The 13,141-nt window shown below is 51.1% G+C and carries 8 protein-coding genes and 2 pseudogenes; 7 read left to right on the top strand and 3 right to left on the bottom strand.

Annotation, left to right across the window (positions count from 1 at the left end; all coding sequences use genetic code 11):
- The first annotated feature begins 29 nt into the window (after positions 1 to 29).
- From J4685_RS14170 to glxK, 5 genes and pseudogenes are all read left to right on the top strand, one after another.
- Positions 30 to 1,277: an MFS transporter gene (locus J4685_RS14170; RefSeq protein WP_000005061.1), complete on the top strand. Its 1,248-nt coding sequence runs from the start codon at positions 30 to 32 to the stop codon at positions 1,275 to 1,277.
- A gap of 95 nt (positions 1,278 to 1,372) precedes the next feature.
- Positions 1,373 to 2,827, top strand: a pseudogene (locus J4685_RS14165) (allantoin transporter).
- Positions 2,828 to 2,905: 78 nt separating this feature from the next.
- The gene (allB, locus tag J4685_RS14160) at positions 2,906 to 4,267 is read left to right on the top strand and encodes an allantoinase AllB (protein ID WP_000006865.1); all 1,362 of its coding nucleotides are present in this window, start codon (positions 2,906 to 2,908) and stop codon (positions 4,265 to 4,267) included.
- A gap of 58 nt (positions 4,268 to 4,325) precedes the next feature.
- The gene (locus J4685_RS14155) at positions 4,326 to 5,624 is read left to right on the top strand and encodes a uracil/xanthine transporter (RefSeq protein WP_000484506.1); all 1,299 of its coding nucleotides are present in this window, start codon (positions 4,326 to 4,328) and stop codon (positions 5,622 to 5,624) included.
- Between the two features lie 22 nt (positions 5,625 to 5,646).
- Positions 5,647 to 6,795: a glycerate 3-kinase gene (glxK, locus tag J4685_RS14150; protein WP_000706324.1), complete on the top strand. Its 1,149-nt coding sequence runs from the start codon at positions 5,647 to 5,649 to the stop codon at positions 6,793 to 6,795.
- Between the two features lie 79 nt (positions 6,796 to 6,874).
- Here the strand turns inward: glxK and allE are convergent, their stop codons facing one another.
- Genes allE through allD form a run of 3 tightly spaced genes read right to left on the bottom strand, consistent with a single transcriptional unit; the run spans position 6,875 to position 9,977 of the window.
- The gene (gene allE, locus J4685_RS14145; RefSeq protein WP_000540978.1) at positions 6,875 to 7,660 is read right to left on the bottom strand and encodes a (S)-ureidoglycine aminohydrolase; all 786 of its coding nucleotides are present in this window, start codon (positions 7,658 to 7,660) and stop codon (positions 6,875 to 6,877) included.
- Between the two features lie 10 nt (positions 7,661 to 7,670).
- Positions 7,671 to 8,906: an allantoate deiminase gene (gene allC / locus J4685_RS14140; protein ID WP_000589761.1), complete on the bottom strand. Its 1,236-nt coding sequence runs from the start codon at positions 8,904 to 8,906 to the stop codon at positions 7,671 to 7,673.
- Between the two features lie 21 nt (positions 8,907 to 8,927).
- The gene (gene allD / locus J4685_RS14135) at positions 8,928 to 9,977 is read right to left on the bottom strand and encodes an ureidoglycolate dehydrogenase AllD (protein WP_000703936.1); all 1,050 of its coding nucleotides are present in this window, start codon (positions 9,975 to 9,977) and stop codon (positions 8,928 to 8,930) included.
- A 315-nt stretch (positions 9,978 to 10,292) separates the two neighbouring features.
- Here allD and J4685_RS14130 point away from each other — a divergent pair.
- Positions 10,293 to 11,866, top strand: a pseudogene (locus J4685_RS14130) (acyl-CoA synthetase FdrA).
- A 9-nt stretch (positions 11,867 to 11,875) separates the two neighbouring features.
- Positions 11,876 to 13,135 carry a DUF1116 domain-containing protein gene (locus tag J4685_RS14125; RefSeq protein ID WP_000495335.1) on the top strand — a complete coding sequence of 420 codons (1,260 nt, stop codon included), beginning with the start codon at positions 11,876 to 11,878 and terminating at the stop codon, positions 13,133 to 13,135.
- The last annotated feature ends 6 nt before the right edge of the window (positions 13,136 to 13,141 follow it).

The following is a 13,141-nucleotide window of genomic DNA, read 5'->3' as shown; positions in this document are numbered from 1 at the left end:
ACAAGGAACACTCTGTAAAGGTGAAGAACATGAGTGAAACTAAAAAATCCGGGATTGATTACTGGAAACAAATTGTTGTCGTAATGAGTCTGGGCTGGGTAGCGATTTGGATCTATCGCACCGTGCTTACGCCAATTTATCCAGAAATTCAGGCATCTTTAGACAATGTAAGTAATGCAGAAATAGGCGCCATTGCAAGTTTTTACTTTTTTGCTTACTGCAGTATGCAGATCCCTTGCGGAATATTGGTCGATAAATTCGGTCAAAAAATCATGCTGATGGCCGGATTTACGCTTTTTATTATTGGTACACTCTGTATCGCGAAAGCCAATGGCCTGGCCATGATCTATACAGGGTCGCTAATGGCAGGCGGAGGATGCGCTTCTTTCTTTAGCTCGGCTTATTCACTCTCTTCGGCAAACGTGCCGCAGGCCCGTCGGGCATTAGCCAATGCGATTATCAACAGCGGGTCGGCTATAGGGATGGGGATTGGCTTAATCGGTTCCAGCGTATTAGTAAAAAACATGAGCATGGCCTGGCAGAATGTACTGTATATCGTGGCCGCGATATTAGTAATCATGCTGTGCGTTTTTACGCTGGTCATTCGTGGTAAAGCCAAAAGCGACTCTGCGCAAGCGGAAAAGCAAACCCAAACCGTTACGGAAGATGAAAAACGCGCGCCTTTATTCTCTGGCTTATTGTGTAGCGTTTACTTCCTCTATTTCTGTACCTGCTACGGTTATTATTTGATAGTGACCTGGCTGCCCCCTTATCTACAGACTGAAAGAGGATTTGATGGCGGAGCTATCGGACTGGCATCAGCGCTGGTGGCGGTAGTTGGCGTACCGGGGGCGTTATTTTTTAGCCATCTGTCAGATAAATTTCGTAACAGTAAAGTTAAGGTTATTCTCGGTCTGGAAATTGTGGCGGCGGCAATGTTGGCGTTTACGGTTTTGTCCCCGAATACCACGATGCTGATGGTCAGTCTGACGCTATACGGCTTGCTGGGGAAAATGGCGGTAGACCCGATCCTGATCTCCTTTGTATCTGAACAGGCTTCGGCAAAAAGTCTGGGAAGAGCTTTCAGCCTTTTTAATTTCTTTGGCATGAGCTCGGCGGTTGTCGCCCCAACGTTGACCGGATTTATTTCGGATGTAACGGGGTCGAAGGAGATCAGTTTTGTGATTTCAGCATGTTTAGTGGTCACCGGAACGCTGATCTTTGCTGTCGTCACTTTATATAAAAAGAAAGCAACGCAACGTATTGCTTCAGCTTAAAAATAATTATATCTACTGTTTCTTTATTTTATATTTATTTGTTCCTCATAGCTAAACCCATAACAACGTTATCCGATGCGTGAAAAGAGGGATTTATGGAACATCAAAGAGAGCTATACCAGCAGCGCGGTTATAGCGAAGACTTATTACCTAAAACAGAAACCCAACGAAACTGGAAGGCATTTAACTATTTCACCTTATGGATGGGATCTGTACATAACGTGCCAAATTACGTTATGGTCGGCGGTTTTTTTATACTGGGGCTATCAACATTTAATATCATGTTGGCCATTATTATCAGCGCATTATTTATTGCGGCGGCGATGGTAATGAATGGCGCGGCAGGCAGCAAATATGGCGTTCCTTTTGCTATGATATTGCGAGGTTCTTACGGCGTCCGCGGCGCGCTATTCCCTGGATTATTGCGAGGGGGAATCGCGGCAATTATGTGATTCGGCTTACAGTGTTACGCGGGATCGCTGGCATTTCTTATTTTGATTGGGAAGATCTGGCCAGGATTTCTGACATTAGGCGGAGATTTCAAGCTGCTGGGTCTTTCACTGCCAGGACTAATTACTTTTCTAATTTTTTGGATTATTAACGTTGGCATCGGTTTTGGCGGTGGTAAAGTATTAAATAAATTTACCGCTATCCTCAATCCATGTATTTACATTGTCTTTGGCGGCATGGCTATTTGGGCAATATCGCTGGTCGGCATTGGCCCGATTCTGGACTATCTGCCTTCAGGCGTGCAAAAAGCAGAGCACAGCGGCTTTCTGTTCCTGGTGGTGATTAACGCCGTAGTCGCCGTCTGGGCTGCGCCAGCGGTAAGCGCGTCCGATTTCACGCAAAACGCGCATTCATTTCGCGCTCAGGCATTGGGACAAACATTGGGGCTTATCGTAGCGTATATATTATTCGCCGTAGCCAGCGTGTGCATTATTGCCGGAGCCAGTATTCATTATGGTATGGATACCTGGAACGTGCTGGATATTGTGCAGCGCTGGGACAGCCTGTTTGCTTCATTCTTTGCGGTGCTGGTGATTCTGATGACGACAATTTCAACCAACGCCACCGGTAATATTATACCTGCGGGGTATCAAATTGCGGCGCTTGCCCCGACAAAGCTTAACTATAAAAATGGCGTAATGATTGCCAGTATTATCAGTCTACTGATTTGTCCATGGAAATTAATGGAGAATCAGGACAGTATTTATCTGTTCCTCGATATTATCGGCGGTATGCTTGGCCCGGTAATCGGCGTAATGTTAGCTCATTATTTTGTGGTAATGCGTGGAAAAATTAATCTTGATGAGCTGTACACCGCCAGCGGTGATTACAAATATTATGATAATGGATTTAACCTGACTGCATTTTCAGTCACCCTGGTCGCAGTCATTCTGTCATTAGGCGGCAAGTTTATACCATTTATGGAGCCTTTATCCCGCGTGTCCTGGTTTGTAGGCGTAATAGTTGCGTTCGTTGCTTATGCGCTATTGAAGAAACGCACGGGTTTTGAAAATACAGGAGAGAAAAAACTCGCCGGTTAAATATTGAAAAAGCATTAAGCGTATTTAATGAAGTGTGCGCTATTTAAAAACTATCTGTATCCATACAAGGAGTTTGTTATGTCTTTTGATTTAATTATTAAGAACGGTACTGTCATCTTAGAAAACGAAGCGAGAGTTATCGATATCGCCGTCCAGGGCGGAAAAATCGCCGCGATTGGCGAAAACCTGGGGGAAGCGAAAAATGTGCTGGATGCGACGGGATTGATCGTTTCGCCGGGCATGGTTGACGCGCATACCCACATTTCTGAACCGGGCCGTACCCACTGGGAAGGCTATGAAACCGGTACCCGCGCGGCGGCGAAAGGCGGTATTACCACGATGATTGAGATGCCGCTCAATCAGCTGCCGGCGACGGTAGATCGTGAGACGATTGAACTCAAGTTTGACGCGGCAAAAGGTAAATTGACTATCGACGCCGCGCAGTTGGGCGGTTTGGTTTCTTATAACCTGGATCGGCTGCATGAGCTGGACGAAGTGGGCGTTGTCGGCTTCAAGTGCTTTGTCGCCACCTGCGGCGATCGTGGCATCGATAATGATTTTCGCGACGTTAATGACTGGCAGTTTTACAAAGGCGCGCAGAAACTGGGGGAGATGGACCAGACGGTACTGGTACATTGCGAAAATGCTCTGATTTGCGATGAGCTGGGCGAAGAAGCTAAACGCGAAGGTCGCGTAACGGCGCATGATTATGTCGCCTCACGTCCGGTATTTACTGAAGTGGAAGCCATTCGTCGCGTGCTGTATCTGGCGAAAGCGGCAGGTTGCCGTCTGCACGTTTGTCATATCAGCAGCCCGGAGGGGGTAGAGGAAGTAACGCGCGCGCGTCAGGAAGGCCAGGATGTCACCTGTGAATCGTGCCCGCACTATTTTGTCCTCGATACCGATCAGTTCGAAGAGATTGGCACCCTGGCAAAATGTTCTCCGCCAATTCGCGACCAGGAAAACCAGAAAGGGATGTGGGAAAAACTGTTTAACGGCGAAATCGACTGCCTGGTATCCGACCACTCTCCATGCCCTCCGGAAATGAAAGCAGGCAATATCATGCAAGCATGGGGTGGAATTGCCGGACTGCAAAACTGCATGGACGTCATGTTTGATGAAGCGGTGCAAAAACGCGGTATGTCGTTGCCGATGTTTGGCAAATTAATGGCGACCAACGCCGCCGATATTTTTGGTCTGAAACATAAAGGACGTATTGCCCCCGGCAAAGATGCTGACCTGGTCTTTATTCAGCCTGACAGCAGCTATGTTCTGAAAAATGAAGATCTGGAATATCGCCATAAAGTCAGTCCGTATGTTGGCCGTACTATTGGCGCGCGTATTACCAAAACGATTTTGCGCGGCGATGTTATTTATGACATCGAGCATGGCTTCCCTGTGCCGCCAAAAGGTCAGTTTATCCTTAAACATCAGCAGTAATCCGGTGTGATTTAATGCCCGTCGTCACGACGGGCATTCTCTATTTTAAGGTGTGGATATGTTCCCTGTTATTAACCGCGAAAGTGTGTTGTCCGGCTTTCAGTGGTTTTTCTTTATTTTCTGTAACACGGTTGTGGTTCCCCCTACCTTGCTGTCCGCTTTTCATCTTCCCGCTGATAACTTGTTAATGCTCACACAATACGCTTTTTTGACCACCGCGTTGGCCTGCCTGGTTCAGGCATTTTGCGGCCATCGCCGCGCCATTATGGAAGGGCCGACAGGGCTGTGGTGGGGCGCTATTCTTACGATTACGCTTGGCGAGGCGTCTCGCGGCACGCCGCTGAACGATATCGCCTCCAGCCTGTCGGTCGGGATCGCGATCTCCGCGATGGTGACGATATTTATCGGCATTAGCGGCTTAGGACACCGTCTGGCTCGCCTGTTTACGCCGGCGGTGATGGTTTTTTTCATGCTGCTTTTGGGCGCGCAGCTGACCTCAATATTTTTTAAAGGTATGCTGGGGCTGCCTTTTGGCATTGCCGATACCAGCGCCAGAATCAAATTGGCCCCCTTTGGGTTGGCGGTCGCGGTGATGTGTTTTATCCTCGCGATGATTATTTTCCTACAACAGCGTATCTCCCGTTACGCGTTACTGGTAGGGACCGTGGTCGGGTGGGGGCTATGGCGGTTATGCTTTCCTTCATCACACTTACCGCCGGGTGAATTAAGCTGGCGATGGTTTCCGCTGGGCAGCCACGGCACGCTGATGCCGGGTATTATTGTGACGGCGGTGATGACGGGGTTAGTCAACATCAGCAACACTTACGGCGCCATCCGCGGTACCGATATCTTTTATCCGCATCAAGGGTCGGGCAGTTCTCGTTATCGCCGAAGCTTTATGATTTCCGGACTGATGACGTTAGTGACGGTGCCTTTCGCGGTCGTGCCTTTTTCGCCTTTTGTGTCTTCCATTGGTTTATTAACGCAAACCGGCGACAGTTCTCGCAAATCCTTTATCTGCGGTAGCGCGCTGTGTCTGCTGGTTGCCATTATAACGCCGTTAACCCGCTTATTTTGCGCTATTCCACTGGCGATCAGCAGCGCCGTTATGCTGGTCTCTTATTTACCTTTACTTTATTCCGGTTTGGTTTTTAGCCAGCAAATTACGTTTACTGCGCGGAATATTTATCGCCTGGCGTTACCGCTTTTTGTCGGCATTTTTTTGATGGGGCTTCCTCCGGTCTATTTACAGGATCTTCCACTGATGATTCGTCCTCTGCTTAGTAACGGATTACTGGTGGGAATCCTACTGGCAGTGCTTATGGAAAATCTTATTCCGTGGGAACGCATTAAATAACGTGAGAAAACAAGGAGACATAATGAAGATTGTAATTGCGCCAGATTCATTTAAAGAGAGCTTAAGCGCTGATAAATGCTGTCAGGCTATTAAAGCGGGATTTTCAACCGTATTTCCTGATGCGCGCTATGTTTGTTTACCGATCGCCGATGGTGGAGAAGGAACCGTGGACGCGATGGTGGCAGCGACCGGCGAGAAACGGGTTTCTGTGGACGTTAGCGGGCCGATGGGGGAAAAAGTAAACGGATTTTATGGCCTGACCGGCGACGGCAAAACGGCGATTATTGAAATGGCGGCGGCGAGCGGATTGATGCTGGTGGCGCCCGAGGCGCGTAATCCGCTGCTGGCATCCAGTTTCGGCACCGGCGAATTGATTCGTCACGCCCTGGACGCGGGGATTCGCCATATTATTCTGGGTATCGGCGGCAGCGCCACGGTGGATGGCGGAATGGGAGTAGCGCAGGCGCTCGGTGTGCGTTTTCTGGACGCGCAGGGAACGCCGCTTGGCGCCGGAGGGGGCAATTTATCGCGCCTGGCGAGCATTGACCTGCAGGGGCGCGATCCGCGAATTTCAGAGTGTCGTATTGAGGTCGCCTGTGATGTTGATAACCCGTTGGTGGGGCCACGCGGCGCGGCGGCGGTATTCGGTCCGCAGAAAGGGGCGACGCCTGAAATGGTCGAGACGCTGGAAAATGGATTGCGTAATTATGCCCGTGTCTTACATGCCCTGACCGGACGCGACATGTCTCAAATACCGGGCGGTGGAGCGGCCGGAGGAATGGGGATTGCCGCTATCGTCTTCCTGGAAGCGGAAATGAAGCCCGGTATTGAGATTGTTATGCAGGCGGTGAAGCTGGAGGAGGCGGTAAAAGAGGCCTCGCTGGTGATTACCGGAGAAGGGCGAATCGACTCGCAAACGGCGGGAGGAAAAGCGCCGATAGGCGTCGCGTCAGTGGCGAAACGGCATCATGTCCCGGTTATCGGCATTGCTGGCGTACTGGGCGATGGCGTGGAAGTGGTCCATCGCCACGGTATTGATGCGGTATTCAGTATTTTGCCGCGGCTGGCGCCTTTGCCGGAAGTTCTGGCGAACGGTGAACAAAATCTCTACCACAGCGCCTGTAATATTGCCCGCGTCATCAAACTTGGCCAGGACATCGGGACTCGTTAAGTATAAAAAAAGCCACGGTTCTCACCGTGGCAAAATCCAACATAGCTAAATAAAAAATAATCAGGAGGGCTGCCCGCCGTTAAATCATAACGTCGCGGTTACAGTCTTTGGAGTAGATGTAGCTGAATGCTTCGCCACGACCTACACCGTATCCGGCCTGCAGGGAATAAGCACCCATGAAGATGTAGTCGCCTTTTTTCACCGGCACCCAGTTGTTGTCGAGGTTATAAACTCCCTGGCCGGAAAGGATATAAGCGCCATGTTCCTGGACGTGGGTTTCAATATAGCCGTGGCTGGCGCCCGGTTCGAACGACAGAATATGCATATTCATATCGAAGCCCAGCTCTTTAGGCAGGAAATCCAGCAGAATAACATCTTCCATGCCTTCATAATGAATACGCTCCAGCTGGCTGGCATTGCCGGAAACCAACCACGGGGCATGCCCCTCGACAGGAGTATAGCGGCGTTTATATAAAAATAGCTGGCTGTCTTCCGTTTGAGCGTTGCTAAAGGCCATCATCTCGCCCGGTGGACAATAGAGGTATCCGCCCTGGGTTAAAGAGAATGTTTTTCCTTCTGCTTTAGCTTCAATATTTCCCGCAATGACATAGAGAAAAGTTTCAATCCCCTCGCCGCCAAAGCCCTGCTGGTTGCCGCCATTCTGATGTAAGGTGACCAGATAATCGACGAAAGAAGCACCCAGCTTCGGCGTCGAAAGGATGGTGACGTCACAGTTTTCAAAGCCGGGAATAATATTTTTCACCAGACCGTCCGGCGTTAAGAGCGCATAGTTACCGTGTTTCACAATGGCGCGGTTCGCCAGTAAATCATCGCGGTAACCCGTGACGTTATTCAGATATCCCATTGATGGCTCCTTATTTTTGCCAGGCAAGTTGATGCAGCATTAATGCCAGAGTTTTGACCCCTTCAGCAAGGTCATTAATGTTGGTACGTTCCGCCGGGTTATGGCTGATACCATTAATGCTGGGGACGAAAATCATACAGGTAGGGACGCGCGGCGCGAAAATTTGCGCGTCATGACCTGCGCCGCTATGCATTATGCGATAGTTCAGTTGTTCGGTTTCACACAGCCTGGTGAGGGCCGCGACCAGTTCGGCGTTCATCGGCACCGGCGCTTCGTCCATCCACAAATCGATATCGATGCTGATATCCATTTCATCGCAGATGGCGCACATATCGTTTTCCAACTGTTCGGTAAATTCGCGAAGTACCGCGGCGTCCGTATGCCGGCAACCGATTGTAAATGTGGTTTTTCCAGGGACAACATTGACCGTATTCGGCTGCGGCTCAACTTTGCCGAACGTTAATACCAGGGGATCGCCATGCTGTTTGGCTTTTTCAATGGACTGACTGCAAATACGACTGAAGGCATGCACCGTATCGCGACGATAGCCCATTGGCGTTGTGCCTGCATGGTTGGACTCGCCGTTGAGCGTCACCGTGTAGCGACGTTGCCCGACGATGGCGTTGACGACGCCAATCGACTGTCCGTTGCTCTCCAGAACGCAGCCTTGCTCAATATGCAATTCAACAAAGGCGCGGATATCGGTTCGCGCAGCGAGCGGCGCGGCGGGAAGGGTAAATCCGCACGCCTGCATAGCGTCGACAAAGCCTGTGCCTTTGGCGTCCTGGATATGGCGTACCTCTTCAGGATTCGCCAGGCCAAAAATGTTCTTGCTGCCCCAAAAAACGTAAGGGAAACGGCTGCCTTCTTCCTCAGCCATTGATACTACCTCGACGGTGCGCAGCGGCGCGCCGTAGGTCGCTTTTAGCCAGTCGATCGCCAGCCAGGCGGCAAGCGCGCCGAATTGCCCGTCCAGATTGCCGCCGTTGACGACCGTATCAATATGCGAACCGCTTAAAATCACCTGCTCCGGAAATTGTGTGCCGCAAAGGCGGCCATATAAATTTCCGACGTCATCAAAGCGTGTTTCCAGACCGCTTTCTGCCATTCGCTTTTTAAATTGCTGCTGTGTTTCCAGCCACTCAGGCGAATAAAGTAAACGCGTCATTCCGCCCGTAGGATCGGCTCCAATGGAAGAGAGCCAGGGCAATGTTTCTTCTATCGCGTGGCGAAAATGCTTTATCATAGAAAATTCCTGTTTCAATAATTATTGGGCAAAGGGATTTTTTGTTTCGTATGACTTGAGATAGAGGGCATCGGAAATCAGATATTGATAAATATCATCAACAATATCGATACCATTCATATCGGCATTTTTCTGTTTAATATCCTGATCCTGTCCAGGATAATAAACCTGTTTAAAACCGGGAGCGGGCTTCACGGAATTGAGTTCCTGCATAGTCTGACTAATATGTTTGCGGAATAATTCACAGGAAGAAAAGAACGCCGGATTAATGACCAGATGAAGTTGTCCTAAATTGCGTCCGGCGTGTAAATCTTCATACATCGAACTGACCTGGCGGCCAAACGGCAGCCCCAGCAGAATACCGGACAGAATATCGATCATCATCATCAGGCCGTAACCTTTCGGGCCTGCGGCGGGTAATAACGCATTGACGGCAAAAGGATCATGTGTCGGCGCGCCGTTTTTATCGACGGCCCAACTCTCCGGAATGGACTCATTGCGAGACCGTGCATCGAGGACTTTTCCCCAGGCCTGCACGGTGGTGGCCATATCGAAGGTAATGATGTCATCGCCTTCGCCCGGCGCGGCAAAGGCCAGCGGATTAGTGCCATAGTAAATATCCGCCCCGCCAAACGGCACGACCATAGGATCGGACTGACAGATAGACAGACCAATCAGGCCTTCGCGAGCAGCCTGGCGGACGAAATAAGAGATGGCGCCGCTATGGCCCATTCTGCTAATGCCGACAACCGCGACGCCATTTTTTTTGGCTATTTCAATAGCATGCTCCATTCCCATTTTGGCTGCGACCTGTCCGGCAGCATTATCGGCATGCAGTATCGCCGTACAGGGACCGGTATTCTCAATGCGGAACGTCGGCTCCCGGTTGGTGCCGCCTTTTGAAATTCGTTCGGCATAATATTCAACGCGTACGGCGCCATGTGAGTGAATACCTCTGGCATCTGCATAAACCAGTACGTCGGCGACGATGGCGGCGTGCTCACGTTTTAGTCCGGCTTTATAAAGCTTATTTTCGATAAGCTGATGGAGTGTTTCCCGACTGATTTTCATCTGTCTTCCTTTTTAACGACGGTGTGAAGCATGACTGCGATTAACATACCGGGAAAATAAAATGATTATGTGATCCAGACAGGCAAAAAAATATAATTAGAATTTATTTGATAATCAGGCGGGTTTTATCTTTTTGCTTAAATAAAAAGCTTTTTTAGAAAATCATAACTAATCCTTTAGCCGTTGTTTGAATTCTTTTGTTAATAAATTTGATGTGACGTTAATCACTCTATTTACCCTCCCGGATATATACCGTGAAGCGCACATTAACACTGCTCGTGCAATTGCAATGGGTGCAATTATTAAGGAGTTGTTATGATCCACGCCTTTATTAAAAAAGGGTGTTTTCAGGACTCTGTCAGCTTAATGATTATTTCTCGAAAGCTGAGTGAGTCCGAAAATGTTGATGATGTATCGGTAATGATGGGAACGCCTGCGAATAAGTCGCTGCTGGAAACTACCGGTTTCTGGCATGACGATTTTCATGGCGCTACGCCTAATGACATTTGCGTGGCGATTCGTACCGAAGCGGTAGATGACGGCATTACGCAGGTGATTGTGCAACAGCTCGAAGAAGCATTGCAGCAGTTGGCGCAGGGAAGCAGCGGCAGCCAGTCGTTAATCCAGGTCAGGCGCTGGATCGTTCGTTGAACGTGATGATCTTCTCCGATAATGTCACGCTGGACGATGAAATCAGACTAAAACGCCGGGCGCGTGATAAAGGACTGCTGGTCATGGGGCCGGATTGCGGCACCGCTATGATCGCCAATACGCCGCTGGCTTTCGCTAACGTCATGCCAGAGGGCAACATCGGGGTGATTGGCGCTTCCGGCACCGGTATTCAGGAGCTCTGTTCACAGATTGTGCTGGCGGGGGAAGGGATTATCCATGCCATCGGGCTTGGCGGACGCGATTTGAGCGCCGAGGTCGGCGGGATCAGCGCGCTAACGGCACTGGAGATACTCAGCGCGGATGAAAAGAGCCAGGTGCTGGCCTTTGTCTCCAAACCGCCTGCCGATGCGGTTCGTCAGCATATTATCGCGGCGATGAAAGCCACCGGCAAACCCGTTGTAGCGCTGTTCTTGGGGTTTTCCTCTCCCGTTGCGCGTGAGGAAAACGTCTGGTTTGCCTCGACGCTGGATGAAGCTGCCCGGCTGGCATGTTTATTGTCTCGCGTGACGTCGCAGCGTAAAGAAATGGTTTCAACAGGCGGCGTGATTCGTGGTCTCTATACCGGCGGAACGCTGGCGGCGGAAGCGGCGGGACTGCTGGCTGGCTATCTGGGCGTCGCGACGGATACGGAACATCACCATGGCATGATGCTTGACGCTGACGGCCACCAGATTATCGATCTGGGCGATGACTTTTATACCGTTGGGCGACCACATCCGATGATTGACCCGGCGTTACGTAATCAGCTTATCGCCGGGCTTGGCGCACAACCGCAGGTACGCGTGTTATTAGTGGACGTCGTTATTGGTTTTGGCGCGACCGCCGATCCCGCCGCATCGCTGATTCAGGCCTGGCAGAAGGCATGCGCCGCACGCGCCAGCGACCAGCCGCTGTTCGCCATCGCAACCGTCACCGGAACAGAACGCGATCCTCAGTGCCGCTCGCAACAAATCGCCGCGCTCGAAGATGCCGGCATCACGGTAGTGGATTCTCTTCCCGAAGCCACTCTGTTGGCCGCGGAACTGATTCGACCCACTCTCTCTTCTACTCATCCATCAGCTCCCCGGTTACTGGAAGCAGTAGCGGTGATTAATGCCGGGTTACGTAGCTTCGCGCTGGATTTACAGGCTGCCGGTATGCCCGTGGTGCACTACCAGTGGGCGCCTGTCGCTGGCGGTAATAAAAAACTGGCTCGTCTGTTAGAACGTTTGCAATAAGGGGTTCCCATGTTTACATCAGTGGCGCAAGCCAACGCTGCAGTCATCGAACAAATTCGTCGCGCACGTCCGCACTGGCTGGATGTGAAGCCAGCTTCTTCATTAATTAGCGTGCTCAATCAGGGGAAAACGCTTCTTCATGCCGGGCCGCCGATGCGCTGGCAAGAGATGACCGGCCCGATGAAAGGCGCCTGTATCGGCGCATGCCTGTTTGAAGGATGGGCCAAAGATGAAATGAGCGCGCTCGCGCTGTTAGAGCAGGGAAAGGTCAACTTTATTCCCTGCCATCACGTTAACGCCGTGGGGCCGATGGGCGGTATTACCTCAGCCAGTATGCCGATGCTGGTCGTGGAAAATATCACCGACGGCAATCGCGCGTACTGCAATCTCAACGAAGGGATCGGCAAAGTGATGCGTTTCGGCGCCTATGGCGAGGATGTTCAGCAACGTTTGCGCTGGATGCGCGATGTGCTGATGCCGGTATTAAGCGCGGCGCTGGGACGCCTGGAGCGGGGGCTCGACCTGACCGCGATGATGGCGCAGGGCATTACGATGGGAGATGAATTCCACCAGCGCAATATCGCCTCTTCCTCATTGCTGATGCGCACGTTGGCGCCGCATATAGCCCGTCTGGAACACGATAAGCAGCAGATAGCGGAAGTGATGGATTTTCTGAGCGTCACCGATCAATTCTTCCTTAATCTGGCGATGGCCTACTGTAAAGCCGCCATGGACGCGGGCGCGCAGATTCGCGCCGGCAGTATTGTGACGGCGATGACCCGTAATGGCGATATGTTTGGCATTCGGGTTAGCGGTCTGGGCGACCGTTGGTTCACCGCGCCTGTTAATACGCCGCAGGGGCTATTTTTTACCGGTTTTTCGCAGGATCAGGCCAACCCGGACATGGGCGACAGCGCCATTACTGAAACGTTTGGTATTGGCGGCGCTGCGATGATTGCCGCGCCTGGCGTAACGCGTTTTGTTGGTGCCGGGGGAATGGAAGCGGCGAAATCTGTTTCTGAAGAGATGGCTGAAATTTATCTCGAACGCAACATGCAGCTACAAATCCCCGGCTGGGATTTTCAGGGGGCCTGTCTGGGGCTGGATATCCGCCGCGTGGTCGAGACCGGAATTACGCCGCTGATTAACACGGGTATCGCGCATAAAGAAGCGGGGATTGGACAGATTGGCGCGGGAACCGTCCGTGCGCCGCTGGCCTGTTTCGAGCAGGCGCTGGAAGCGCTGGCGGAAAGCATGGGCGTAAGTTAAGAGAGC

Origin of the sequence: Salmonella sp. 32100201201700099SM (genome assembly GCF_017572645.1) — a bacterium.
In the GTDB taxonomy this organism is placed as follows: domain Bacteria; phylum Pseudomonadota; class Gammaproteobacteria; order Enterobacterales; family Enterobacteriaceae; genus Salmonella; species Salmonella enterica.
Note: the sequence above shows the minus strand (reverse complement) of the source record. Positions and strands in the feature narration are given on the sequence as shown.

What these genes read in the sequence shown, in the direction of transcription:
- J4685_RS14170 (WP_000005061.1), top strand. Translation starts at nt 30, where the DNA reads ATGAGTGAAACTAAAAAATCCGGGATTGATTACTGGAAACAAATTGTT.
- allB (WP_000006865.1), top strand. Translation starts at nt 2,906, where the DNA reads ATGTCTTTTGATTTAATTATTAAGAACGGTACTGTCATCTTAGAAAAC.
- J4685_RS14155 (WP_000484506.1), top strand. Translation starts at nt 4,326, where the DNA reads ATGTTCCCTGTTATTAACCGCGAAAGTGTGTTGTCCGGCTTTCAGTGG.
- glxK (WP_000706324.1), top strand. Translation starts at nt 5,647, where the DNA reads ATGAAGATTGTAATTGCGCCAGATTCATTTAAAGAGAGCTTAAGCGCT.
- allE (WP_000540978.1), bottom strand. Translation starts at nt 7,660, where the DNA reads ATGGGATATCTGAATAACGTCACGGGTTACCGCGATGATTTACTGGCG.
- allC (WP_000589761.1), bottom strand. Translation starts at nt 8,906, where the DNA reads ATGATAAAGCATTTTCGCCACGCGATAGAAGAAACATTGCCCTGGCTC.
- allD (WP_000703936.1), bottom strand. Translation starts at nt 9,977, where the DNA reads ATGAAAATCAGTCGGGAAACACTCCATCAGCTTATCGAAAATAAGCTT.
- J4685_RS14125 (WP_000495335.1), top strand. Translation starts at nt 11,876, where the DNA reads ATGTTTACATCAGTGGCGCAAGCCAACGCTGCAGTCATCGAACAAATT.